We start from the raw sequence: 22759 nt of genomic DNA, 5'->3' as shown, positions 1-22759 counted from the left end.
CAGGATTAGATATGCGTAACAGCCATAACATTACTATTACAGAGTCAGATACCTTCGCTGCCGACGACGAAACTACCTGGTCACTCCCAGGAGCCGTGGTCGGTTTTATCGCGTGGTTGCTGGCGCTGGGATTCCCGTGCCTGATGTATGGCCCTAACACACTGTTTTTCTTCCTCTATACCTGGCCCTTTTTCCTCGCGTTGTTGCCCGTGGCGATTGTCGCGGGTATTGCCCTGCATTCGCTATTGAAGGGGAGATTGCTGCTGAGTATTGCCTGTACCCTGCTGGTGGTTGGCGCAATGTTTGGCGCACTGTTTCTGTGGCTACTGGGTTAGGCATACGTCCTTTCACGCGATCGCCGCTGTTGTTCACTGTCTGGCCATAATTCAAACCGTAACCAACAATGAGATTATGTTCTCCTTACACGGGGTATACGTAACAACGAGCAAATGTGGTACATTTGCCCGCGTTGTCGCGGCATTCCCGTCCGTTGATGTAAAGTTGTCAGCGGAGTTTATGGGATGTTGATGCCGTTTTTCAGGGGGCAGGATGGGTAAACTTACGTTGCTGTTGCTGGCTTTATTAGTCTGGCTACAGTATTCGCTGTGGTTCGGTAAGAACGGCATACATGACTATAGTCGCGTCAACGATGATGTTGCGGCGCAGCAAGCTACAAACGCGAAACTGAAAGCGCGTAACGATCAGCTTTTTGCCGAAATTGACGATCTCAATGGCGGGCAAGAGGCTATCGAAGAGCGCGCGCGTAACGAACTCAGTATGACTAAGCCAGGCGAAACCTTTTATCGTCTGGTGCCTGACGCGTCTAAACGCGCTCAGACTGCAGGGCAAAACAATCGATAAACCGTCCAGGGATTTAACATGGCAGCCACTTTAATGGACGTTTGCGCCGTGGTGCCGGCTGCCGGGTTTGGCCGCCGAATGCAAACAGAGTGTCCTAAGCAGTACCTCTCTATTGGCAATAAAACCATTCTCGAACACTCGGTTGATGCGCTGCTGGCTCATCCCCGGGTGACGCGAGTCGTCATCGCTATTAGCCCAGGCGACAGTCGCTTTGCCCAACTTCCACTCGCAGCGCACCCGCAAATTACCGTGGTGGATGGTGGCAACGAGCGTGCCGATTCTGTCCTGGCCGGTTTGCAAGCCGCAGGTGAGGCCAGTTGGGTACTGGTGCATGATGCCGCGCGTCCGTGCCTGCATCAGGAAGATTTATCTCGTTTGCTGGCAATAAGTGAAACCAGCCGCATCGGCGGGATCCTTGCTGCGCCGGTGCGCGACACGATGAAACGCGCGGAGCCGGGCCGAACAGACATCGCACATACGGTCGATCGCACCGATTTATGGCATGCGTTGACGCCGCAGTTTTTCCCTCGCGAGCTGTTGCATGACTGTCTGACCCGTGCGCTAAACGAAGGCGCAACCATTACGGACGAAGCCTCGGCGCTGGAATATTGCGGTTTTCATCCGCTGCTGGTCGAAGGACGCGCTGACAACATCAAAGTCACCCGCCCGGAAGACCTGGCGCTGGCGGAATTTTATCTGACCCGAACTATCTAGATACATCATTCTTCAGGCTGCCTGGAGGATGTTGTGTATATCAGGAGAAGGCATAATGCGAATTGGACACGGTTTCGACGTACACGCTTTTGGCGGAGTTGGCCCAATTATCATTGGTGGTGTGCGCATCCCGTATGAAAAAGGATTGCTGGCGCATTCTGATGGCGACGTGGCGTTACACGCGTTAACCGATGCTCTGCTGGGCGCGGCTGCGCTGGGGGATATCGGTAAACTCTTCCCGGACACCGACCCGGCCTTTAAAGGTGCAGATAGTCGTGAATTATTGCGTGAAGCCTGGCGGCGTATTCAGGCCAAAGGCTATACGCTTGGTAATGTGGATGTGACGATTATTGCTCAGGCGCCGAAGATGCTGCCGCACATTCCGCAAATGCGCGTGTTTATTGCCGAAGATCTCGGCTGCCATATGGATGATGTTAACGTGAAAGCGACCACCACGGAAAAACTCGGTTTTACCGGGCGTGGGGAAGGGATTGCCTGTGAAGCGGTGGCGTTACTCATTAAGGCAACGAAATGACTGCGTTTGAAGATCTGACGTATCTCCATGGCAAACCACAAGGCCATGGCGTTCTGAAAGCGAATCCGGAAGACTTTGTCGTCGTCGAAGATTTAGGCTTCGAACCGGATGGCGAAGGCGAGCACATTTTGGTGCGTATCCTGAAAAACGGCTGTAATACCCGTTTTGTGGCTGACGCGCTGGCGAAGTTCCTGAAAATTCACGCCCGTGAAGTGAGCTTTGCTGGCCAGAAAGACAAGCATGCAGTCACGGAACAGTGGCTGTGCGCGCGCGTGCCGGGCAATGCAATGCCTGATTTAAGCAAATTTGAACTCGAAGGCTGTAAAGTGCTGGAGTACGCGCGCCACAAGCGTAAGCTGCGTTTAGGGGCGTTGAAAGGTAACGAATTTACGCTGGTGCTGCGTGAAGTGAGCCAGCGAGAGGACGTTGAAGCGCGTTTGCAGGCGATTAGCGAGCGCGGCGTACCGAACTATTTTGGCGCTCAGCGTTTTGGTATTGGCGGCAGCAACCTGCAAGGGGCGCTGCGTTGGGCGCAAAGCGATGCGCCAGTGCGCGATCGCAATAAGCGCAGTTTTTGGTTGTCGGCGGCCCGTAGCGCGTTGTTTAATCAGATAGTCAGTGAACGCTTGAAAAAAACAGACTTTAATCAAGTTGTTGACGGTGATGCGCTACAATTGTCGGGACGCGGAAGTTGGTTTGTCGCCACGCAGGAAGAACAAACCGAATTACAGCGTCGCGTCGATGATAAAGAATTGATGATTACAGCGGCATTACCGGGTAGCGGTGAGTGGGGAACTCAGCGCGACGCGCTGGCGTTTGAAGAAGCCGCTATTGCTGATGAAACCGCGCTGCAGTCGCTGTTATTGCGCGAGAAAGTCGACGCATCGCGTCGTGCTATGTTGCTGTATCCACAACAATTAAGCTGGAACTGGTGGGATGACGTAACCGTTGAGTTACGTTTCTGGCTACCGGCAGGTAGCTTCGCCACCAGTGTTGTAAGGGAACTTATTAACACAATGGGTGATTATGCGTATATTGCTGAGTAACGATGATGGGGTCCACGCACCCGGTATACAAACGCTGGCGAAAGCGCTGCGTGAGTTTGCTGACGTACAGGTGGTTGCCCCGGATCGTAACCGCAGTGGCGCGTCTAACTCGCTGACGCTGGAATCCTCACTTCGCACGTTCACCTATGATAACGGTGATATCGCCGTACAAATGGGTACACCTACCGATTGCGTCTATCTGGGCGTGAACGCATTAATGCGTCCGCGTCCGGACATTGTCGTGTCTGGTATTAACGCAGGTCCTAATCTGGGCGATGATGTTATCTATTCCGGTACCGTTGCGGCGGCGATGGAAGGTCGTCACCTGGGCTTTCCTGCGCTGGCGGTCTCACTTGATGGGCATAAACACTACGATACTGCTGCCGCAGTAACCTGCCGTATCTTACGGGCGCTGAGTCGTGAACCGCTGCGCACCGGGCGAATTTTGAATATCAACGTGCCGGATTTACCGCTGGATCAGATTAAAGGTATCCGCGTCACCCGCTGCGGTAGCCGCCATCCTGCGGATCAGGTGATCCCACAGCAGGACCCGCGCGGTAATACGCTGTACTGGATCGGGCCGCCGGGCGAAAAGTGCGACGCCGGACCGGATACAGATTTTGCCGCCGTCGATGAAGGCTATGTTTCCATTACGCCGCTGCATGTCGATTTAACCGCCTACGGCGCGCATGAAGTTGTTTCTGACTGGTTAGACAGCGTGGGAGCCGACACGCAATGGTAAGCAGACGCGTACACACTCTTCTTGAACAATTACGTGCGCAGGGCATCAGAGATGAGCTTGTTCTCGATGCACTTGCCGCCGTGCCGCGTGAAAAATTCATTGATGAGGCGTTTGAACATAAGGCCTGGGACAATATTGCTCTGCCGATTGGTCAGGGGCAGACGATTTCGCAGCCCTATATGGTTGCGCGGATGACCGAGCTGCTTGAGTTAACGCCGCAGTCCCGGGTGCTGGAAATTGGTACCGGCTCTGGTTACCAAACGGCGATTCTGGCACACCTGGTGCACCATGTATGCTCTGTTGAGCGCATTAAAGGTTTGCAGTGGCAGGCGCGTCGTCGACTTAAACAGCTTGATTTACATAATGTTTCTACCCGTCATGGTGATGGATGGCAGGGCTGGCAAGCGCGAGCCCCGTTTGACGCTATCATTGTTACGGCAGCGCCGCCTGAGATCCCAACCGCATTGATGATGCAGTTGGATGAAGGCGGTATTCTCGTCTTACCCGTGGGCGACGAGCACCAGTTTCTGAAACGGGTGCGTCGTCGGGGAGGCGAATTTATTATCGATACCGTGGAGGCCGTACGTTTCGTTCCCTTAGTAAAAGGGGAGCTTGCGTAGATACAGGCTCTGAATACCTGGAGTTTTCCTGGATATTCTGGAATTAGTAAGCGTATCGTGGTCACGTTTCCAGTGCCCAGTCCGATGCCTTGCACGGTGATTACGTCACTGGTTTTAACCAAATTTTCCTGGGGGATAAATGAGCGCGGGAAGCCACAAATTTACCGTTCGCCGCATTGCGGCATTGTCACTGGTTTCATTATGGCTGGCAGGTTGTTCAAATACCTCGAATCCACCAGCGCCGGTCAACTCGGTTGGTGGCAGTGCATCAACGAACACCAATTCCGGCATGCTGATTACGCCTCCACCAAAAATGGGCTCGACGTCGACAGTACAGCAAACGCCACAGATCCAGCCGGTGCAGCGTCCGACCACACAGTCAACACAGATCCAGCCTGTCGCGGAACAGCCTGTGCAGATGGAAAACGGTCGTATTGTGTACAACCGTAAGTATGGGAACATTCCGAAAGGTAGCTATACGGGCGGCAGTACCTATACTGTTAAGAAAGGCGATACCCTTTTCTATATTGCCTGGATTACCGGGAACGATTTCCGTGATCTCGCACAACGCAATAACGTTCCGGCCCCGTATGGCCTGAATGTCGGTCAAACTCTGCAAGTGGGCAACGCGTCGGGTACACCGATTACTGGTGGTAATGCTATTACCCAGGCGGATGCAGCACAGCAAGGAGTTGTGACCAACTCTGCACAAAATTCCACCGTTGCTGTTGCTTCGAAACCAACAATTACGTATTCTGAGGATTCAGGTGAACAAAGTGCTAATAAAATGTTGCCGAACAACAAGCCTGCTGGGACCGTTGTCACAGCGCCTGTAACGGCTCCAGCAGTTAGCGCAACCGAATCAACTGCAAGCTCAACGTCAACCAGCTCGCCAATCTCTACCTGGCGCTGGCCGACTGACGGCAAAGTAATCGAAAACTTTGCGGCTACTGAAGGTGGCAATAAAGGGATCGATATTGCAGGCAGTAAAGGACAGGCTATTGTCGCGACCGCAGATGGACGCGTCGTATATGCCGGTAACGCACTGCGCGGTTACGGTAATCTTATTATCATCAAACATAACGATGATTACCTGAGTGCCTACGCCCATAACGATACAATGCTGGTCCGGGAACAACAAGAAATCAAGGCGGGGCAGAAAATAGCTACCATGGGTAGCACCGGAACCAGTTCAACACGCTTGCATTTTGAAATTCGTTACAAGGGGAAATCCGTAAACCCGCTGCGCTATTTACCGCAGCGATAATTCGGCGGAACCAGGCTTTCACGTGCTAGTTCCGTTAGGGATCACGGGTAGGAGCCACCTTTATGAGTCAGAATACGCTGAAAGTTCATGATTTAAATGAAGATGCGGAATTTGATGAGAACGGAGTAGAGGCTTTTGATGAAAAAGCCTTGAGTGAAGAGGAACCCAGTGATAACGACCTGGCTGAAGAAGAGCTGTTATCGCAGGGGGCCACACAGCGTGTGTTGGACGCGACTCAGCTTTACCTTGGTGAGATTGGTTATTCACCACTGTTAACAGCCGAAGAAGAAGTTTATTTTGCGCGTCGCGCACTGCGTGGGGATGTCGCATCCCGCCGTCGCATGATTGAAAGTAACCTGCGTCTGGTGGTGAAAATTGCTCGTCGTTATGGCAATCGTGGTCTGGCATTGCTGGACCTGATTGAAGAGGGCAATCTGGGACTGATCCGTGCAGTCGAGAAGTTTGACCCGGAACGCGGGTTCCGCTTCTCAACATACGCAACCTGGTGGATCCGCCAGACGATCGAACGGGCGATTATGAACCAAACCCGTACGATCCGACTGCCAATTCACATTGTAAAAGAGCTGAACGTCTATCTGCGTACCGCGCGTGAGTTGTCGCATAAACTGGACCACGAACCGAGCGCAGAAGAGATTGCTGAACAACTGGATAAACCGGTTGATGACGTCAGCCGTATGCTCCGACTCAACGAGCGTATTACCTCGGTAGACACCCCGCTGGGTGGCGATTCCGAAAAAGCGTTGCTGGATATTCTGGCCGATGAAAAGGAAAACGGCCCGGAAGACACCACGCAAGACGATGATATGAAACAGAGCATCGTCAAATGGCTGTTCGAACTGAACGCCAAACAGCGTGAAGTGCTGGCACGTCGTTTTGGTCTGCTGGGGTACGAAGCTGCGACACTGGAAGATGTGGGCCGTGAAATTGGTCTCACCCGAGAACGTGTTCGCCAGATTCAGGTTGAAGGTCTGCGTCGTCTGCGTGAAATTCTGCAGACTCAGGGACTGAATATCGAAGCGCTTTTCCGCGAGTAAGCACAAGTTCTATCAAGAAAGGCCAGTCTCATTGAGACTGGCCTTTTTCTATGTTTGTTGCCTGATGGCACTGCGTTTATCAGGCCTACGGGGAGCAGGACTTTGTAGGCCGGATAAGACATTTATGTCGCCATCCGGCAGATTAGTTCATCATCTTACGCACCAGACGTGTGAACTGCTCACGTTCTTCATCAGATAATCGCCCCAGAAACTCATCATCCACGCTATCGCCTAACGGAGTTGCGCTGGCCAGTAATTCTTCTCCTTGTGCGGTCAAATAAACAAACCGCCGACGCTTATCTGCCGGGTCATGTTCACGCCTGACCAGCTCCCGTTTTTCCATTCGGCTTAGCATTTCCGCAAGGGTTGCCTTGGTACAGACTGCGGCTTCGGTCAGGTCAACCTGCTCAATGCCGGGACGTTCAGCAATGGCACGCATTACCGCATACTGTGGTTTGGTCAGGTCCGGTAATTCATGTTGCCAGCGGGACGTATGCTGCTGGAAGAGCTGACGTAAAAGGTGAAATGCTTTATTTCGTAACGGCATGAGCGCTCCGGAATTCCTGTCAGTCTCTATCATAGCGGGTTACGCATCTTTTTTTAACAATTGCGGCTTTAGCGATCTGTGCGCGATGGCCTTGCCCGAAATGTTATGTGAGAGTATTTTAATCAAAACGTTCGTACACGAACAAAAATTGAGAAACTAAATGAGATTAATTGTCGGAATGACCGGGGCAACCGGCGCACCGCTTGGCGTGTCGCTATTGCAGGCGTTGCGGGAAATGCCCGAAGTGGAAACCCATCTGGTGCTGTCAAAGTGGGCCAAAACCACTATTGAACTGGAAACGCCGCACAGCGTCCGTGATGTGTCTGCGTTGGCCGATTATTGCCACAACCCGGCGGATCAGGCGGCGACCATCTCCTCTGGATCGTTTCGCACTGACGGCATGATCATTATCCCCTGCAGTATGAAAACCCTGGCCGGTATTCGTGCAGGCTACGCGGAAGGGCTGGTGGGTCGGGCTGCTGATGTGGTGCTGAAAGAAGGGCGCAAGCTGGTTCTGGTACCGCGTGAAATGCCGCTTAGCACGATTCATCTGGAAAACATGCTCGCGCTTTCCCGCATGGGCGTGGCGATGGTCCCGCCGATGCCCGCGTATTACAACCACCCGCAAACGGTCGATGACATTACGCAGCATATCGTTGCGCGTGTGCTCGATCAGTTTGGTCTGGAACACCCCAACGCCCGTCGCTGGCAGGGTTTACGGCAGGCGCAGAATTTTTCACAGGAGAATGAATAATGGCATTTGATGATTTGCGCAGCTTTTTACAAGCGCTGGATGACCAGGGGCAATTGCTGAAAATCAGTGAAGAAGTTAACGCCGAGCCGGATCTGGCTGCGGCAGCCAATGCGACCGGACGCATTGGTGATGGTGCGCCAGCGCTGTGGTTTGACAATATTCGTGGTTTTACCGATGCCCGCGTGGCGATGAACACTATCGGTTCGTGGCAGAATCACGCCATCTCTTTAGGCCTGCCGCCAAATACCCCGGTGAAAAAACAGATTGATGAGTTTATTCGCCGTTGGGATAAATTTCCGGTTACGCCGGAGCGTCGCGCCAATCCGGCATGGGCTGAAAACTGTGTTGATGGTGATGAGATCAACCTGTTTGATATTCTGCCGCTGTTTCGCCTGAACGATGGCGACGGCGGTTTCTATCTTGATAAAGCCTGCGTGGTGTCGCGCGATCCGCTGGATCCGGACAACTTCGGTAAACAGAATGTCGGCATTTATCGTATGGAAGTGAAGGGCAAACGCAAGCTTGGCCTGCAGCCGGTACCGATGCATGATATCGCGCTGCACCTGCATAAAGCCGAAGAGCGCGGTGAAGATCTGCCGATTGCCATCACGCTGGGTAACGATCCGATCATTACCCTCATGGGGGCCACGCCGCTGAAGTACGATCAGTCGGAATACGAAATGGCGGGAGCGCTGCGTGAAAGTCCGTATCCGATCGCTACCGCGCCGCTCACCGGCTTTGACGTGCCATGGGGTTCAGAAGTGATCCTCGAAGGGGTAATTGAAAGCCGTAAGCGTGAAATCGAAGGGCCGTTTGGCGAGTTTACCGGGCACTATTCCGGTGGACGTAATATGACGGTCGTGCGTATCGATAAAGTCTCTTATCGCACCAAACCGATTTTTGAATCGTTATATTTGGGGATGCCGTGGACGGAGATTGACTACCTGATGGGTCCGGCAACCTGCGTACCGCTTTATCAACAGCTGAAAGCTGAATTCCCGGAAGTGCAGGCGGTGAATGCCATGTATACCCACGGTTTGCTGGCGATTATCTCCACCAAAAAACGCTACGGTGGCTTTGCCCGTGCGGTAGGGTTGCGCGCAATGACGACGCCGCATGGCCTGGGTTACGTGAAAATGGTGATTATGGTTGATGAGGATGTTGATCCGTTCAATCTGCCGCAGGTGATGTGGGCGCTGTCTTCGAAGGTCAATCCGGCGGGCGATCTGGTGCAATTGCCGAATATGTCGGTGCTGGAGCTTGATCCGGGTTCCAGTCCGGCGGGGATTACCGACAAGTTAATTATTGATGCGACTACGCCGGTTGCGCCGGATAACCGTGGGCACTACAGCCAGCCGGTATGCGATTTACCAGAAACGAAAGCCTGGGCAGAAAAACTGACCGCCATGCTGGCCAACCGTAAATAAGGAGTAGCAGATGATTTGTCCACGTTGTGCCGATGAACATATTGAAGTGATGGCAAACTCGCCGGTAAAAGATGTCTGGACGGTATATCAGTGCCAGCATTGTCTATACACCTGGCGTGATACTGAGCCTCTACGCCGTACCTGCCGCGAGCACTACCCGCAAGCGTTTCGCATGACGCAAAAAGATATTGATGACGCACCGATGGTGCCGAGTATTCCACCGCTGCTGGCAGAAGATAAGCGCTAATCAACACGCCGGGTGTGGCTTCGCCTTACCCGGCCTACATACAGCGGTATTTTGCGAGCAAGCTCGTAGCAAATGGCTTAATTTATTTGAAGAAATGACACCTGGAATAGAATAGCTGCGGGTGCTTGAGGCTTTCTGGGCTTTGAGCATTTGCAAGGTCCCGGAAAGACAAAAGCCCCAGGAGATAATTCTATCAACCTGAGGCTAACGTACAAACCTAGACCATTTGGATGTTAGTCTCTTCTTTGCAGGGAGGCAAGACATGCTGACAAAATATGCCCTGGTGGCGATTGTAGTACTGTGTTTCACGGTGCTGGGATTTACGTTAATGGTACGAGATTCGCTGTGCGAGTTAAGTATCAAAGAGCGTAATGTGGAGTTTAAAGCTGTTCTCGCTTACGAACCGAAGAAGTAGCAACAACGCGGGGGAAACCCCGCGTCCTGATGGCCTGGTTTCGGCCTCTCGCACCCATTTCTGAAGTGCGCGCTCTTAGTGTTGTAGGCCCGATAAGCAAAGCGTCATCGGGCATTACGGCGTTACACCAGACTCTTCAACCGGTAGATCCACTCCAGCGCCTGACGAGGCGTTAGCGAATCCGGGTCGAGGTTTTCCAGGGCTTCAACGGCGGGCGACGTTTCTTCCTGAGCTGACAGGAGCGACATCTGTGTGCCGTCGACCTGAGTTGCAGCAACATTCGGCGCGATGCTTTCCAGTTCGCGCAGTTTTTGCCGCGCGCGTTTAATAACCTCTTTTGGTACACCTGCCAGGGCAGCTACCGCCAGACCATAGCTCTTGCTTGCCGCACCATCCTGTACGCTGTGCATGAAGGCGATGGTATCGCCGTGCTCTAACGCATCCAGATGCACATTTGCTACGCCTTCCATTTTCTCCGGTAACTGAGTCAGTTCGAAATAGTGGGTGGCAAACAAGGTTAATGCTTTGATTTTATTAGCCAGGTTTTCCGCGCACGCCCACGCCAGCGACAGGCCGTCGTAGGTGGAGGTGCCGCGTCCAATCTCATCCATCAGCACCAGGCTGTTCTCGGTGGCATTATGCAGAATGTTGGCGGTTTCAGTCATTTCTACCATGAAGGTAGAACGACCGGAGGCCAGATCATCCGCCGCACCGACGCGAGTAAAGATCCGATCGATCGGGCCTATTTCCACTTTCTGCGCCGGAACGTAGCTGCCGATGTAGGCCAGCAGCACAATTAACGCAGTCTGGCGCATATAGGTACTTTTACCCCCCATATTCGGGCCGGTGATGATCAGCATCCGTCGCTGAGGCGAGAGGTTAAGCGGGTTGGCGATAAACGGCTCGGTCAGCACCTGTTCAACCACCGGATGACGTCCCTCGGTAATACGAATACCAGGCTTGTCGGTGAAGGTCGGGCAGGTGTAATTCAGGGTATAAGCGCGTTCTGCGAGGTTGACCAGTACGTCCAGTTCTGCCAGCGCGCTGGCGCTTTGTTGCAAATCAGCCAGGTGCGGCAGCAGCATGTCGAACAGCTCATCGTACAGCTGTTTTTCCAGCGCCAGCGCTTTGCCTTTTGATGTCAGAACTTTGTCTTCGTACTCTTTCAGCTCCGGAATAATGTAGCGTTCGGCATTTTTCAGCGTCTGGCGACGCACATAGTTAATCGGCGCCAGATGACTTTGCCCGCGACTGATCTGAATGTAGTAGCCATGGACGGCGTTAAACCCAACTTTCAGCGTATCCAGACCGGTGCGCTCGCGCTCACGAATTTCCAGTCTGTCCAGATAGTCAGTTGCGCCATCAGCCAGCGCTCGCCACTCGTCCAGTTCTTCGTTATAGCCGGGGGCGATGACGCCACCGTCGCGAACCAGCACAGGTGGAGCTTCCACTACGGCACGTTCCAGCAGTTCACGCAGGTCAGCAAACTCACCCATTTTCTCGCGCAGCATCTGCACGGGGGCACTGTCTATGCTTTCCAGTTGTGCGCGCAGTTCTGGTAATTGCTGGAAGGCATGACGCATACGGGCCAGATCGCGCGGGCGCGCGGTACGCAGGGCCAGACGAGCAAGGATACGTTCCAGATCGCCGACCTGACGCAGCACGGGTTGCAATTCACCGGTGGAATCCTGTAGCGCGCCGATGGTCTGTTGGCGCTCAGTGAGGACTTTGGTGTCACGGACCGGCATATGCAGCCAGCGTTTGAGCATACGGCTGCCCATCGGCGTCACGGTGCAGTCGAGTACTGAAGCCAGCGTGTTTTCAACACCACCCGCCAGGTTCTGGGTAATTTCCAGATTGCGGCGCGTGGCGGCATCCATAATGATGCTGTCCTGCTGACGTTCCATGGTGATGGAACGAATATGCGGCAGCGAGGTACGCTGGGTATCTTTTACGTATTGCAGCAGGCAGCCAGCCGCGCATAATCCACGCGGGGCGTTTTCCACGCCAAAACCAATCAGATCCCGCGTGCCAAACTGCAGGTTTAGCTGCTGGCGAGCAGTATCGATTTCAAATTCCCATAGTGGACGACGACGTAATCCGCGACGTCCCTCAATCAGTGAGGTTTCAGCGAAATCTTCGGCATACAGCAGTTCAGCGGGATTGGTGCGTTGCAATTCTGCAGCCATCGTCTCGCGGTCGGCAGGTTCGCTGACGCGAAAACGCCCGGAGCTGATATCCAGCGTGGCGTAGCCGTAACCTTTACTGTCCTGCCAGATAGCGGCCAGCAGGTTGTCCTGGCGTTCCTGCAACAGCGCTTCATCACTGATGGTACCTGGCGTGACGATACGCACCACTTTGCGCTCAACCGGACCTTTGCTGGTCGCCGGATCGCCAATCTGCTCACAAATAGCAACGGACTCACCCTGGTTGACCAGCTTAGCGAGGTAGTTTTCTACCGCATGGTGAGGAATGCCCGCCATCGGGATAGGCTCGCCCGCAGACGCGCCGCGTTTGGTCAGGGAGATATCAAGCAACTGAGACGCACGTTTCGCATCGTCATAAAACAGTTCGTAAAAGTCGCCCATGCGGTAAAACAACAGTATCTCCGGATGCTGGGCTTTCAGCTTGAGATACTGCTGCATCATTGGGGTGTGGTTCGTGAAGTCCGTATCAAGTGACTCTTTCATATCGCTTTTGCTCTTTTTTTAATCTTTTTGGGGATCTGGGCAGTCTCACGTGAGCCCCTGGAAACTCACATAAACCCACAAATTTGTCATTCGAAAGCCGCCTGATGGGCAGTAACGACGAGCGTTGGCTCGACCTGAATGGTCTATCTTATCACCGACAACGACTGAGATTCATCCGTAGGTTTTGCCGCCAGAACGCTTATTGATTATTCATTTTCCGGCAAAGCATAATTCTGGCAGTACAGATAGGGGATCCCCTCTTTGGTAATCAGGTATGTCGCGCTGTTCAGCGCAAAAAAATCGACGTTGGATACGCTGGTGTTGGTCAGGAAAAAGTCGGGTAGGAGTTCCTGAATAAGGCTGGCGGGAGCCGTTTCGCGATTGGAAATTTGGATTTTCTGTGAAATCCAAACCGGGCTTGAGCCGTAGCTGGATTGTGTAAAAAGTACCATGCGTTGCACGGTTTGCTCATTATTTTCGGCATCTTTGATAATACCATCAATATTCACAATACCTTTACTGCCCCCGGTTTTAATATCAATAATCCCGCGGAACGAGCTTGTATTGCGTACAATTTCGATGGCAGAGCGGCAAGTGAGATCATGTAACTCGCCATTGTTCTTACTGTACCGATAGACGACAGTAAGAATAAGCGCAGCAAAACAAAGCAGCAGGATAATACCTGTCTGGATGCGGGACGTTCGGGGATATAAGTTCATTAGCTATCATACCGTGGATAATATACCGACTGACAGGCATTTTCTTGCCTGGCTTTTATCGGTGAGCGACACACCAGCACGGACAGTTTCTTAGACTCAGGATAGGTCGTGATATAGATAAATTTATGGTTCTGACACAGTCCTGGGTTTTTGTCGATAAACGCGGTATGCCGGGAGAAATTACTGGCATCGTTATTGAAATAATACTGACAGTCAGTGGGTGCTTTATCCGCAGTGATATAGCCGGAGAAATAATCATCGCTGGCTTGCCACGGATATAATATAAGCACACAAATTATCAGGGTAAGTGCCAACATTACTGTTTCTGCAGCCGTTATCAAAGGTTGACGCGGTGTGTCAGCCAAAAATTCCTCAATGGTGGCATCTGGCGCTAAGGATTCTTCCGCAGAAGCAGAGTTCTCCTCCGGTGTTTCAATGACCTGAATATCAAACTCTTCTTGAATGATCAGCCCTTTGCGGGGGATCGTTGTGATCAGCGGTTGTTCAAGCTCCAGCTGCTGCAAGCTTTTACGCAACGAGAGAATGCTTTGATAAAAGGCGTTGAAACTCACCTGGCGGTGATTTTTACCCCAACCGAATTCCAGTAATTCGTTTTGAGAAACCACTTGCCCGCGATGTTGAATAAGTAATAAAAGACATAACGACGCTGAGTGTTTGAGTTTTATCCGCTGATTGGGGTGATCTACCCGCGCCAGACATTGTGTGGCTGGCGTAAATATTATTCTATTTTCAATCAGATAACTGACATTGCCAGTCTCAGACATATTGTCTCTACTCTTGATGATGCGTCTGGTGGTTGTTTAGTCATGATACCACTGAGCCTATAAAGACCACCAGCATGGACCTGATCCCACAGCGAGAACCGCGAAGTGTTGCAATTTGGTATCATGATATAACAAGAATGATAACTTTTTAATGAAAATAAAACCCATTAAAATCAATTAATTGTATCTTTTTGGCTACTCTGCAAAGAACAGAAAGATGAAAAAATGTCGACAAAGATGATTGCCATTAATTCTTTATGGACAGCGCCATATACTGCCTGGCACCACCACGCGAAAACAGCATGAACCTTAACGCGTCAATGGCACCAGGGAATGCCGGTGGTAGATGTAGATGGGAATAAATGTCAGCTTGTTTGCGAGCTGACATTTATTTTTAGTGCTGAGTAAATTTAACCATCTTTTTGACTAAGCCATAATTTGCGGTAGAGAGTCCCATGTTCCAGAAAGAAATTGAAAATGCTGTAGTGCTCGTTGGCGATGAAATGAAGAAGTCGGATAATGCCTGGCTGTCGTTACGTAAAAAACGTCAGCGTATTGATTTGAAGACCGATGGACATATTCTATTTCTGGAGAAAGGGACTGTCTCTGTTTATCGTGTGGAAAACGATTTAGTGACCGTGAGTATTTCTGCACCTGCTATTCTCGGCCTGCCACAAATGCGTACGGAAGTGGCTGGTCACTATTTACGTTGTGATACTGATTGTGAAATGTGGGCGATGAGCGTCCAAAATGCCGATCACCTGTTTACGACCAAAAACTTATGGAAGCAGGCGTTTGATATCTTAACGCATCATCTTCAACGTTATTTCCAGCGTGAGGCGTTGCAGTCGCACCGCACTATACGTGAGCAGATTATTGAACACGTGAAATATATCTGGGCAATGGAGCCAGGGGTTCGTGAGAAAACGTCCGTGTATACTTTTATTTTGACCCGTAATCATATCTCGCGTAGCGCCATCCATAAGGTGTTACAGGAGCTGGTTAATGACGGGAAAATCATCCTGAATCGTGGAAAGCTCTCTTTTTGCACGCCGTTATAAACTCATGCGCTCCCCGGCGAAAATGTAAGGGAGCGCAACCTATCAACGTTCTCTGAGTGCTTCCGCGCGTGCGCGAATAATCGGTTTTAACAGGTAGCTCAGAATCGTTTTCTTGCCGGTGAGAATATCGACGCTCGCCACCATGCCGGGAATGATCAGCATCGGATGCTCTTTTGTTCCCAGATAATTTTTATCCGTCTGCAAACGCACAATATAAAAGCTGCGGCCCTGCTTATCGGTAACGGTGTCCGGGCTTATCTGCACTACTTCGCCTTGCAGACCGCCATAGATGGTGTAATCGTAAGCGGTAAATTTCACCATCGCATGTTGACCCGGATGGAGGAAGGCGATATCGCGCGGCTGGATTTTGGCTTCGATTAACAGTTTGTCATCCAGCGGAACGATTTCCACCAGATCGCTGCCCGGTTGAATGACGCCGCCGATAGTATTCACCATTACCTGCTGGACGATACCCCGCACCGGTGAGGTGACCATGGTACGGTTCACCCGATCCTCCAGTGCTTTAACGCTTGCCTGGGTTTTACTCAGATTGGTGCGAGCTTCATTGAGTTGGGCCAGCGCATCGCTCTGGAAACGGCCACGGCTTTCACCGATTTTATTCTCAATCTCTTTAATTTCTGACGTGGCCTTGGGCAGCGACAGGCTAATAGAATTGAGCTGCCCGGCGGTTTCCACTTCGGTACGACGCAGGCGCAGCAGTTCGACTTTTGAAATGGCACCTGAAGCGAGCAGCGGCTCGGACATTTTGATTTCCTGACGGATTAACCCGAGGCTGTGCTTAAACTGATCCTCCTTTGACTCAAAGTCGCGCAGCTCCTGTTTTTTCTGCACCAGTTGTTCTTCAAGCCCGGAAATTTCGTTGTGAAATTGTTCCCGGCGGCTGTTGTACAGCTCGGTTTCTCCCCGGGCGACATCCGGCGCCTGGCTGGCTATCTCGGGTGAAATCACAAAGTCCCGGTTTTCAACTTCCGCCGTCAGGCGTTCTACCTTGGCGCGCAGACCGAGTTTGTCGGCTTCAGTTTCGCCAACGTTGGAGGCGAAACGCGTGTCATCGAGGTGCAGTAATGGGGTTCCGGCGTTAACGATTTGCCCTTCATGTACATATAGCTCGGTAACAATCCCCCCTTCCAGGTTCTGGATTTTTTGCAGTTTTGATGAAGGGATCGCTTTGCCTTCACCGCGTGTCACTTCATCAATTTTTGCAAAACCAGCCCAGATGAAGGACAGCACCACCAGCGCGAGGATCACCCACAGCGTCAGTCGTATCACTCTTGGGGCGTCATCAATTATGGCCTGGCTAACCTCATTAATACTGTCAGTTTGATTTTCATCACGACCGCGAAAATAGTGCTGCATATAGCTGCGGGCACGAGTCAGGAGATCAGCGAGACGCATTAATTTGCCCCTTTTTCAACGCATCCATCACTACCCCTTTCGGACCGTCTGCGATGATGCGACCTTTATCAACAATAATCAGACGGTCAACCAGCGACAGCATGGAAGCGCGGTGCGTGACCAGTAATAACGTTTTTCCCGCAATGCAGGGGGCCAGTGCGTGTTTGATCTTCTCTTCGCTGGTGTTGTCCATCGAACTGGTGGGTTCATCCAGTAGCAGGAGAGGGGGATCAAGCAACAGTGCGCGCGCGAGCGCCACCGCCTGCCGTTGCCCACCGGAAAGCTGGGAGCCGCGTTCGCCGACCTGCAGGTTATAGCCGTCGGGATGCAGGCGTGCGAATTCGTTGACGCCAGCCAGTTCTGCCGCTCGCAGCATGGTTTCGTCATCGACATAGCGCGCTCCGCACAGCAGGTTATCGCGCAGCGTGCCGTTGAATAGCTGGATGTCCTGCGGCACGTAGCCGATGCTGTGGCGCAGATCGTTCACATCCAGCTGACGAGAGTCGATACCATCGATCAGCAGGTTCCCGGCGCTCGGCTGGTATAAATTGACGATTAGTTTACTCAGCGAACTTTTACCGGAACCGCTGCGCCCGATAATGCCGATGCGCTCACCGGGCTGAATGGTCAGGTTAATTTTGTGCAGCGACAGGTTTTGTTGCTCCGGGTAGCTGAAATCCACATCGCGAAATTCAATGCTGCCCTGTAACTGTTCACGCTTGAGCGGGTTTTCATCCGCACGGCGCTCCTGCGTCAGCGACATCATTTTCTCAGTGTTTTTGATGGTCAGCTTCGCCTGCTGATAGCGGGCGATAAGGCCGGTGAGCTGACCCAGCGGCATGAGTGCCCGACCGTTAAGCATGTAGCAGGCGATCAAGCCACCCATACTCAGTTTGCCGTCGATAATCATGTACACCCCGACGATGATCATCACCACGCCTGAAATTTGCTGGAACCAGCCGGTGAGATTGCTCGCCAGGCTGGACAAGGTTTTCACCCGCAGTTCGAGACGGCTCAGGCTACCCAGCGTTTGTTCCCACTGGAACTGGCGTTCGCTCTGGGCATTATTCACTTTGATGGCATCCAGACTGCTCAGGGTTTCAATCAGTAGCGCCTGGCGTTCGCTGGCGAGGCTCATGGTTTTTGCCACAGCAGCGTTGACCGGTTTTTGTAGTGCCCAACTGCACAACAGGGCAATCGGTAATGTCAGTACCGGGATCCATGCCAGCGCGCCGCCGATAATGCCAATAACAATCAGCAGTAACAGGGTGAAGGGCAAATCGATAATTGTCGTCAGAGTGAGTGATGAGAGGAAATCACGCAGCGACTGAAACTCGTGAATGTTTTGCGCAAAGCTGCCCACGCGCGCCGGGCGCTCTTTCATCTCCATGCCGATAATGCGCTCAAACAGGGTCGAAGAGATGATGAGATCGCTTTTCTTACCTGCAATATCAAGGCAGATACCGCGCAGCATTTTTAAGATCAGATCAAAGACAAAAGCCAGGCAGATGCCGACTGCCAGCACCCATAATGTGACCGTTGCCTGGTTTGGCACGACGCGGTCATACACATTCATGGTAAAGAGCGGTGTGCCGAGCGCAATCAGGTTGATTAACAGACTGGCCAATACCGCATCCATATACAGAAAACGCGACAGCTTCAGCGTGTCTTTAAACCAGGATTTGGTGCGCGGCAGAAAGGCCTCTGCCTGCAAATCGAATTCGTGGCGCGGATGCGCAAAAATGACTTTACCCGCATAGTTTTGCTCAAGCGTGGCGGCATCAACGCAAATTTCTCCACCTTCGCTTTCGCTGGGCATAAAGCGGGCGCTACCGTCATCGTTCCAGGCCAGCAACACCCCGGTTCCCCCAGAGTTCAATAACAAGACCGCTGGCAGAGACATCGCTGGAATTTTATCGAGTGAGCGCGTGACGACTCGCGCCTTTAAACCGGCCCTTGCCGCCGCGCGTGGAAATATATTCAGCGTGAGCCGATCGTTTTCTAATGGCAGGCCACTGCTTAATGTTGAACGACTCGCCGGTTTTCCGTGCAGAGAACACAGAATTAGTAAGCTATCTAATAACGGGTCGTCATTATGGCTACGTGGGTCGTGATGTTGAGAATTAGGACGAGCATAATTCTCAGGGACGTCATTTAATAATTCGGCTTGTGCACTCATTTTCGCAACCATTCTGACCGTGCACGGTTAAATAATAGCAAGCTAATTATAAGCATGCAGGTCAGAGATTTATTGGGGATTAATAATTATTAATGAAGTTCCGGTAAGCTATTTTCTTCTGCTGAATCTACCGGTTGCCCCGATGGCGGAGGTGTAATTTTTAGAATATTCATTAATTCACCGGTGCGTTCGCTAATACGATAGCCACTGGTCATGGCCAGATAACGTAATTCAACAAGACGGCGTTTAGAGGAGAACACTTCATTTTCACTATCGAGTAAATCCAGCAGTGTACGCTCGCCAAGACTAAATTGATCCTGATAAGCCGTGCGCACTTTGACGCTGCGGTCGGCATATTCTTCCGCCGAAGGAAGCTGAGCGCGTGCGTTTTGCAGTGCGGTCCAGGCCAGGCGTAGCTCCTGATTCAGCTGGCGCAGCGTGTTATTACGTACATCCTGGGCCTGCTTGTGCAGATAAGCACGGGAGTTCATGTTGGCTTTGTCGCTGCCGCCCTGGTACAGGTTGTAATGCAGTTTGACCATCGCCTCCCACTCTTCGGTGTGCGCGCGAGTGGTATCGGTGTTGTTGCTAATCCCGCGGGAAAGCTCAACGTCCACACGTGGATAGAAGGTGGATTTCGACGCTTCGTACTGCTGGTGCGCAGCTTCGATATCCGCATTGGCAGACTTCAGTAATGGATTATTTTTTTCCATCCGACTTTTGGCATCTTCCAGCGAGGTGGGCAGTTGAGAGTCAATGCTCTCTGGCTGGCTTAAACCCTGCGGGTCCATGCCCGTCACGCTGACAAAGGTGGTTTTCGCGTCTTCAAGGTTAGTCTGCTCGGTCAGCAGGTTGTTTCGCGCCTGCGCCAGACGCGCTTCGGCCTGCATAAAATCCCCGGAGCGCCCAACGCCCTGATCGGTACGCAGTTTTATCTGGTCGTAAATGCGCTCGTGGTTTGCCAGATCGTCTTCAGCAAGGCGCACAAACTCTTCGCGTTGCAGCACGTCGAAATAGGCCTGAATCACCGCATAAGCGGTGCTTTCGCTGGTGTTCATCACGCTGTAAGCGCGTGAGTCTACGGTCGCTTTTTGTCGTGCCACTTCGCTGTTGGTCGCAAAGCCGTTAAACACATTTTGCTCAAGGCTGATAGTCGCCTCGTTAGGGGACTGAGTCAGGCCGTTATTGCGACCAGTCGAGCGGGTAGTTGCATCATCAACATTTTTGCGCCCGGCCTCTGCGTTTAAATTTAGTGATGGTAAATAACCACCTTGTGCGGCCCGCAGATCTTGCTCTGAGGAAAAACGGCTATTAATTGCAGCATTAACTTCAGGATGATTGGCTAATGCATCTTTAACTGTATTTTGTAAGTCTTCTGCATTTACTGCATTTATTGAAAAACATGAAAGCAGAAAAACTAAAAGCTTCTTCATGACATGAATGCCCTATATCTCACGGTTATGACATCCAGTTGTCATCGCTATCATCCATTTTTACAAACACGTTATATTAATTAACAAATGTGAATTATCTTAATTGAAGCCTGTAATCAGCTATTCAGCGACATGTTTTGTCACATCGTGTTTTATTTTTGGTTATTTTTTATTATATTCATTTGCCAGTCAAGTCTCATGTAATTGCATTCTATAAAATGTGTTTTTTTCTACATTGAGATATTAATGTTTACATTAATTGAATGTGATATTTGTTCGTTAATATATTAACGAGTTTATAAAAATAATGATGGTAATTAAGTGAGGTTACGGTGAGCAAATTACTCGGTGTGATCAAAGCAATTATTGGACAGGTTTACGTAGTTGATGCCAATGGTGCACAACGACTGGTTCATGAAGGCGACAGGGTATATAGCGGTGAAGAAATTGTGACCGGTGCCAGCGGTGCGGTAAGTATCTCTTTACCAGACGGAAAAACGCTGGATATAGGCCGTAATAGCCATTGGGGTGAGCATGGGCTACAGGTTAGCCATCATCCGGAAAGTAGTGCTCAGGATATTGCCGCCGCACAAAAGGCCATTGCCGATGGCGCTGACCCGACGCAGGTGCTGGAAGCCACCGCGGCGGGTAATGAAGCACCGGTAACCTTAGAAGGCGGCGGCGGGGGGCACACTCTGGTTCAGCTTGAACTGACCGGGCAGGTGGTTGATCCGACAGCAGGTTTTAACACCAAAGGTCTGGGAAGCCCGAACTGGGATATCAACTTGCCAATTGGGGGAATTGATGCAGGTTCCGCGAGTGTTTTCCCGCCTGAGGTGCAAATTACCGAGTTTGCCGGCAACGACGGTTTCATTAACAAAAGCGAATTCCACCAGACCCATTTAAGCGGCACCAGTAATCAAAATCACATCACACTCACCTTCACCGATAGCCAAAAAAACACATTTACCGTTACTGTTCCGGTGAGCAACGGGCACTGGAATATTGATACCGATCTGGGGGGACTGGTTCCGGGAAATGTAACAGTGGTGGCAATCGCGACCGATGTGACGGGACGAACGGCAGAAAGTTTTGACCATGCACTGATTGATATTACCGGACCACACATCGACATTACCGTTGATAACGTCACGCCGGATAACATCATTAACTACGAAGAGTCACGTCAGCTGCAAACGCTGATCCACGGGTCGGTCGGCGGCGATGCTAAACCCGGCGATATCGTTACTTTATTGGTTGATGGTAACGAATATACCGGCGTTGTTACCGACCCCGGTAATGGGACTCTGACTTATACCATCCCGGTACTGACTCAGGGGTTACTGAATGACCCGAATATTCATGCCACATTAACTTCTACTGACGACGCAGGAAACACCACCATTGTTTCCACGGATCATCATGTCGATAACGACCTGTATGCGCAAAATGCCGTGACCATTGAAACGGTGGCGAATGATGATGTCGTCAACGCTAATGAGTTTCGTATGCCGACCATTATTTCTGGCATTGCCAGCGGTGATGCGAAAGCGGGTGATCCGGTCACGTTGACCATTCAGGGCAAAGCGTTTCACGGCACGGTTTTCGACGATCATGGCCAGCTACGCTATGAAATCGTTGTGCCTTCCGCAACCCTCAAAGAGGGGGCTAACGATGTGCAGGTGACGCTGGTCAGCCACGATGCGGCGGGCAACGAAGTGACTGCGTTCGCGCACCATACAGTGGTGCTGGATACCCAGGCACATAACGCCCTCACGATTGATGATGTCACGACAGATAACACCCTGAATCGTGCTGAGCTGTATATGCGTAACCAGGTGATTTCCGGAACCGTCAGCGGAGAAGACGCGAAAGCGGGCGACCCGGTACTGGTAGAGATCAATGGCCACCAGTATAACGGTCAGATCATCGATCTCGGCAATAGCACGCTGGGCTATCGTATTGCGGTGAACGCAGCCGATTTTGCCAACAACGTTGCAAAAGTCGATGGTTATATGGACGTGAAGGTAACGGTCACCTCTCACGATGCGGTGGGCAATCTGGCGATTGCCACCGACACCCACAGCGTGCATGTCGACAACTTCGCGGAAAACACGGTACATATCGATACCGTCGCGGGTGATGACCTTATTAATATTAAGGAAATTTTAGCCGACGGCGGGATCATGCAAATTACCGGTACCGTGACCGGCGTGGATGCGAAGGTGGGGGATGCGGTTACCCTG

General features: G+C 51.7%; 22 protein-coding genes. 15 read left to right on the top strand and 7 right to left on the bottom strand.

The window, feature by feature from the left end:
* Window positions 1–11: 11 nt before the first annotated feature.
* From OGX89_RS15700 to rpoS, 9 genes are all read left to right on the top strand, one after another.
* Window positions 12–335, top strand: coding sequence for a DUF3561 family protein (locus tag OGX89_RS15700; protein WP_003825718.1), 324 nt, complete (start codon window positions 12–14; stop codon window positions 333–335).
* Between the two features lie 214 nt (window positions 336–549).
* Window positions 550–861 (top strand): cell division protein FtsB, encoded by a 312-nt coding sequence (gene ftsB / locus OGX89_RS15695; protein ID WP_003034163.1) that lies wholly within the window; start codon window positions 550–552, stop codon window positions 859–861.
* An 18-nt stretch (window positions 862–879) separates the two neighbouring features.
* The gene (gene ispD / locus OGX89_RS15690) at window positions 880–1575 is read left to right on the top strand and encodes a 2-C-methyl-D-erythritol 4-phosphate cytidylyltransferase (RefSeq protein ID WP_003825722.1); all 696 of its coding nucleotides are present in this window, start codon (window positions 880–882) and stop codon (window positions 1573–1575) included.
* Between the two features lie 55 nt (window positions 1576–1630).
* Window positions 1631–2110 carry a 2-C-methyl-D-erythritol 2,4-cyclodiphosphate synthase gene (gene ispF / locus OGX89_RS15685; RefSeq protein WP_003034167.1) on the top strand — a complete coding sequence of 160 codons (480 nt, stop codon included), beginning with the start codon at window positions 1631–1633 and terminating at the stop codon, window positions 2108–2110.
* Window positions 2107–3156, top strand: coding sequence for a tRNA pseudouridine(13) synthase TruD (gene truD, locus OGX89_RS15680; RefSeq protein ID WP_003825726.1), 1050 nt, complete (start codon window positions 2107–2109; stop codon window positions 3154–3156). The genes ispF and truD overlap by 4 nt, the downstream gene beginning before the upstream one ends.
* Window positions 3137–3898, top strand: coding sequence for a 5'/3'-nucleotidase SurE (gene surE / locus OGX89_RS15675; RefSeq protein WP_003825728.1), 762 nt, complete (start codon window positions 3137–3139; stop codon window positions 3896–3898). Before truD ends, surE begins: the two co-directional genes overlap by 20 nt.
* The gene (locus OGX89_RS15670; protein ID WP_003034172.1) at window positions 3892–4518 is read left to right on the top strand and encodes a protein-L-isoaspartate(D-aspartate) O-methyltransferase; all 627 of its coding nucleotides are present in this window, start codon (window positions 3892–3894) and stop codon (window positions 4516–4518) included. The genes surE and OGX89_RS15670 overlap by 7 nt, the downstream gene beginning before the upstream one ends.
* Before the next feature lie 184 nt (window positions 4519–4702).
* Window positions 4703–5785: a murein hydrolase activator NlpD gene (gene nlpD, locus OGX89_RS15665; RefSeq protein ID WP_232397711.1), complete on the top strand. Its 1083-nt coding sequence runs from the start codon at window positions 4703–4705 to the stop codon at window positions 5783–5785.
* A 62-nt stretch (window positions 5786–5847) separates the two neighbouring features.
* Complete coding sequence (gene rpoS / locus OGX89_RS15660) at window positions 5848–6840, top strand: RNA polymerase sigma factor RpoS (RefSeq protein ID WP_000081498.1); 993 nt, start codon at window positions 5848–5850, stop codon at window positions 6838–6840.
* A gap of 142 nt (window positions 6841–6982) precedes the next feature.
* Here rpoS and OGX89_RS15655 read toward each other — a convergent pair whose 3' ends face one another.
* Window positions 6983–7387: a MarR family winged helix-turn-helix transcriptional regulator gene (locus OGX89_RS15655; RefSeq protein WP_003825812.1), complete on the bottom strand. Its 405-nt coding sequence runs from the start codon at window positions 7385–7387 to the stop codon at window positions 6983–6985.
* A gap of 160 nt (window positions 7388–7547) precedes the next feature.
* Between OGX89_RS15655 and OGX89_RS15650 the strand changes: the two genes are divergently transcribed.
* The 4 genes from OGX89_RS15650 (at window position 7548) to OGX89_RS15635 (ending at window position 10230) form a co-directional block, all read left to right on the top strand.
* Complete coding sequence (locus OGX89_RS15650; protein ID WP_063940954.1) at window positions 7548–8141, top strand: non-oxidative hydroxyarylic acid decarboxylases subunit B; 594 nt, start codon at window positions 7548–7550, stop codon at window positions 8139–8141.
* Complete coding sequence (locus OGX89_RS15645) at window positions 8141–9568, top strand: non-oxidative hydroxyarylic acid decarboxylases subunit C (RefSeq protein ID WP_003825816.1); 1428 nt, start codon at window positions 8141–8143, stop codon at window positions 9566–9568. Before OGX89_RS15650 ends, OGX89_RS15645 begins: the two co-directional genes overlap by 1 nt.
* Before the next feature lie 10 nt (window positions 9569–9578).
* Complete coding sequence (locus OGX89_RS15640; protein ID WP_126956672.1) at window positions 9579–9815, top strand: non-oxidative hydroxyarylic acid decarboxylases subunit D; 237 nt, start codon at window positions 9579–9581, stop codon at window positions 9813–9815.
* A 262-nt stretch (window positions 9816–10077) separates the two neighbouring features.
* Entirely contained in the window at window positions 10078–10230 is a 153-nt protein-coding gene (locus tag OGX89_RS15635) for a Hok/Gef family protein (RefSeq protein WP_126956674.1), read from the top strand.
* Between the two features lie 122 nt (window positions 10231–10352).
* Here the strand turns inward: OGX89_RS15635 and mutS are convergent, their stop codons facing one another.
* From mutS to OGX89_RS15620, 3 genes are all read right to left on the bottom strand, one after another.
* Window positions 10353–12920, bottom strand: coding sequence for a DNA mismatch repair protein MutS (gene mutS, locus OGX89_RS15630; protein ID WP_126956676.1), 2568 nt, complete (start codon window positions 12918–12920; stop codon window positions 10353–10355).
* Between the two features lie 206 nt (window positions 12921–13126).
* On the bottom strand, window positions 13127–13639 hold the full coding sequence (locus tag OGX89_RS15625) for a YqeJ family protein (protein WP_003825820.1): 513 nt from the start codon (window positions 13637–13639) through the stop codon (window positions 13127–13129).
* Window positions 13639–14424, bottom strand: a complete 786-nt coding sequence (locus OGX89_RS15620) for a winged helix-turn-helix domain-containing protein (RefSeq protein WP_063940956.1) — start codon at window positions 14422–14424, stop codon at window positions 13639–13641. Before OGX89_RS15620 ends, OGX89_RS15625 begins: the two co-directional genes overlap by 1 nt.
* A 455-nt stretch (window positions 14425–14879) precedes the next feature.
* On the opposite strand from OGX89_RS15620, the gene OGX89_RS15615 reads away from it, so the two are divergent.
* On the top strand, window positions 14880–15485 hold the full coding sequence (locus OGX89_RS15615) for a helix-turn-helix domain-containing protein (protein ID WP_003825823.1): 606 nt from the start codon (window positions 14880–14882) through the stop codon (window positions 15483–15485).
* Window positions 15486–15527: 42 nt separating this feature from the next.
* Here OGX89_RS15615 and OGX89_RS15610 read toward each other — a convergent pair whose 3' ends face one another.
* From OGX89_RS15610 to OGX89_RS15600, 3 genes are all read right to left on the bottom strand, one after another.
* Window positions 15528–16901: an HlyD family type I secretion periplasmic adaptor subunit gene (locus tag OGX89_RS15610; protein ID WP_003825825.1), complete on the bottom strand. Its 1374-nt coding sequence runs from the start codon at window positions 16899–16901 to the stop codon at window positions 15528–15530.
* Window positions 16888–19080: a type I secretion system permease/ATPase gene (locus tag OGX89_RS15605; protein ID WP_232397710.1), complete on the bottom strand. Its 2193-nt coding sequence runs from the start codon at window positions 19078–19080 to the stop codon at window positions 16888–16890. The genes OGX89_RS15610 and OGX89_RS15605 overlap by 14 nt, the downstream gene beginning before the upstream one ends.
* 89 nt (window positions 19081–19169) lie before the next feature.
* Window positions 19170–20513, bottom strand: a complete 1344-nt coding sequence (locus OGX89_RS15600) for a TolC family outer membrane protein (RefSeq protein WP_126956680.1) — start codon at window positions 20511–20513, stop codon at window positions 19170–19172.
* Window positions 20514–20845: 332 nt separating this feature from the next.
* Between OGX89_RS15600 and OGX89_RS15595 the strand changes: the two genes are divergently transcribed.
* On the top strand, window positions 20846–22759 hold a 1914-nt coding region (locus OGX89_RS15595; RefSeq protein ID WP_286560761.1), incomplete at its 3' end, for a retention module-containing protein.

Source organism: Citrobacter sp. Cpo103, assembly GCF_030332605.1.
Taxonomy (GTDB): domain Bacteria; phylum Pseudomonadota; class Gammaproteobacteria; order Enterobacterales; family Enterobacteriaceae; genus Citrobacter; species Citrobacter portucalensis.
Note: the sequence above shows the minus strand (reverse complement) of the source record. Positions and strands in the feature narration are given on the sequence as shown.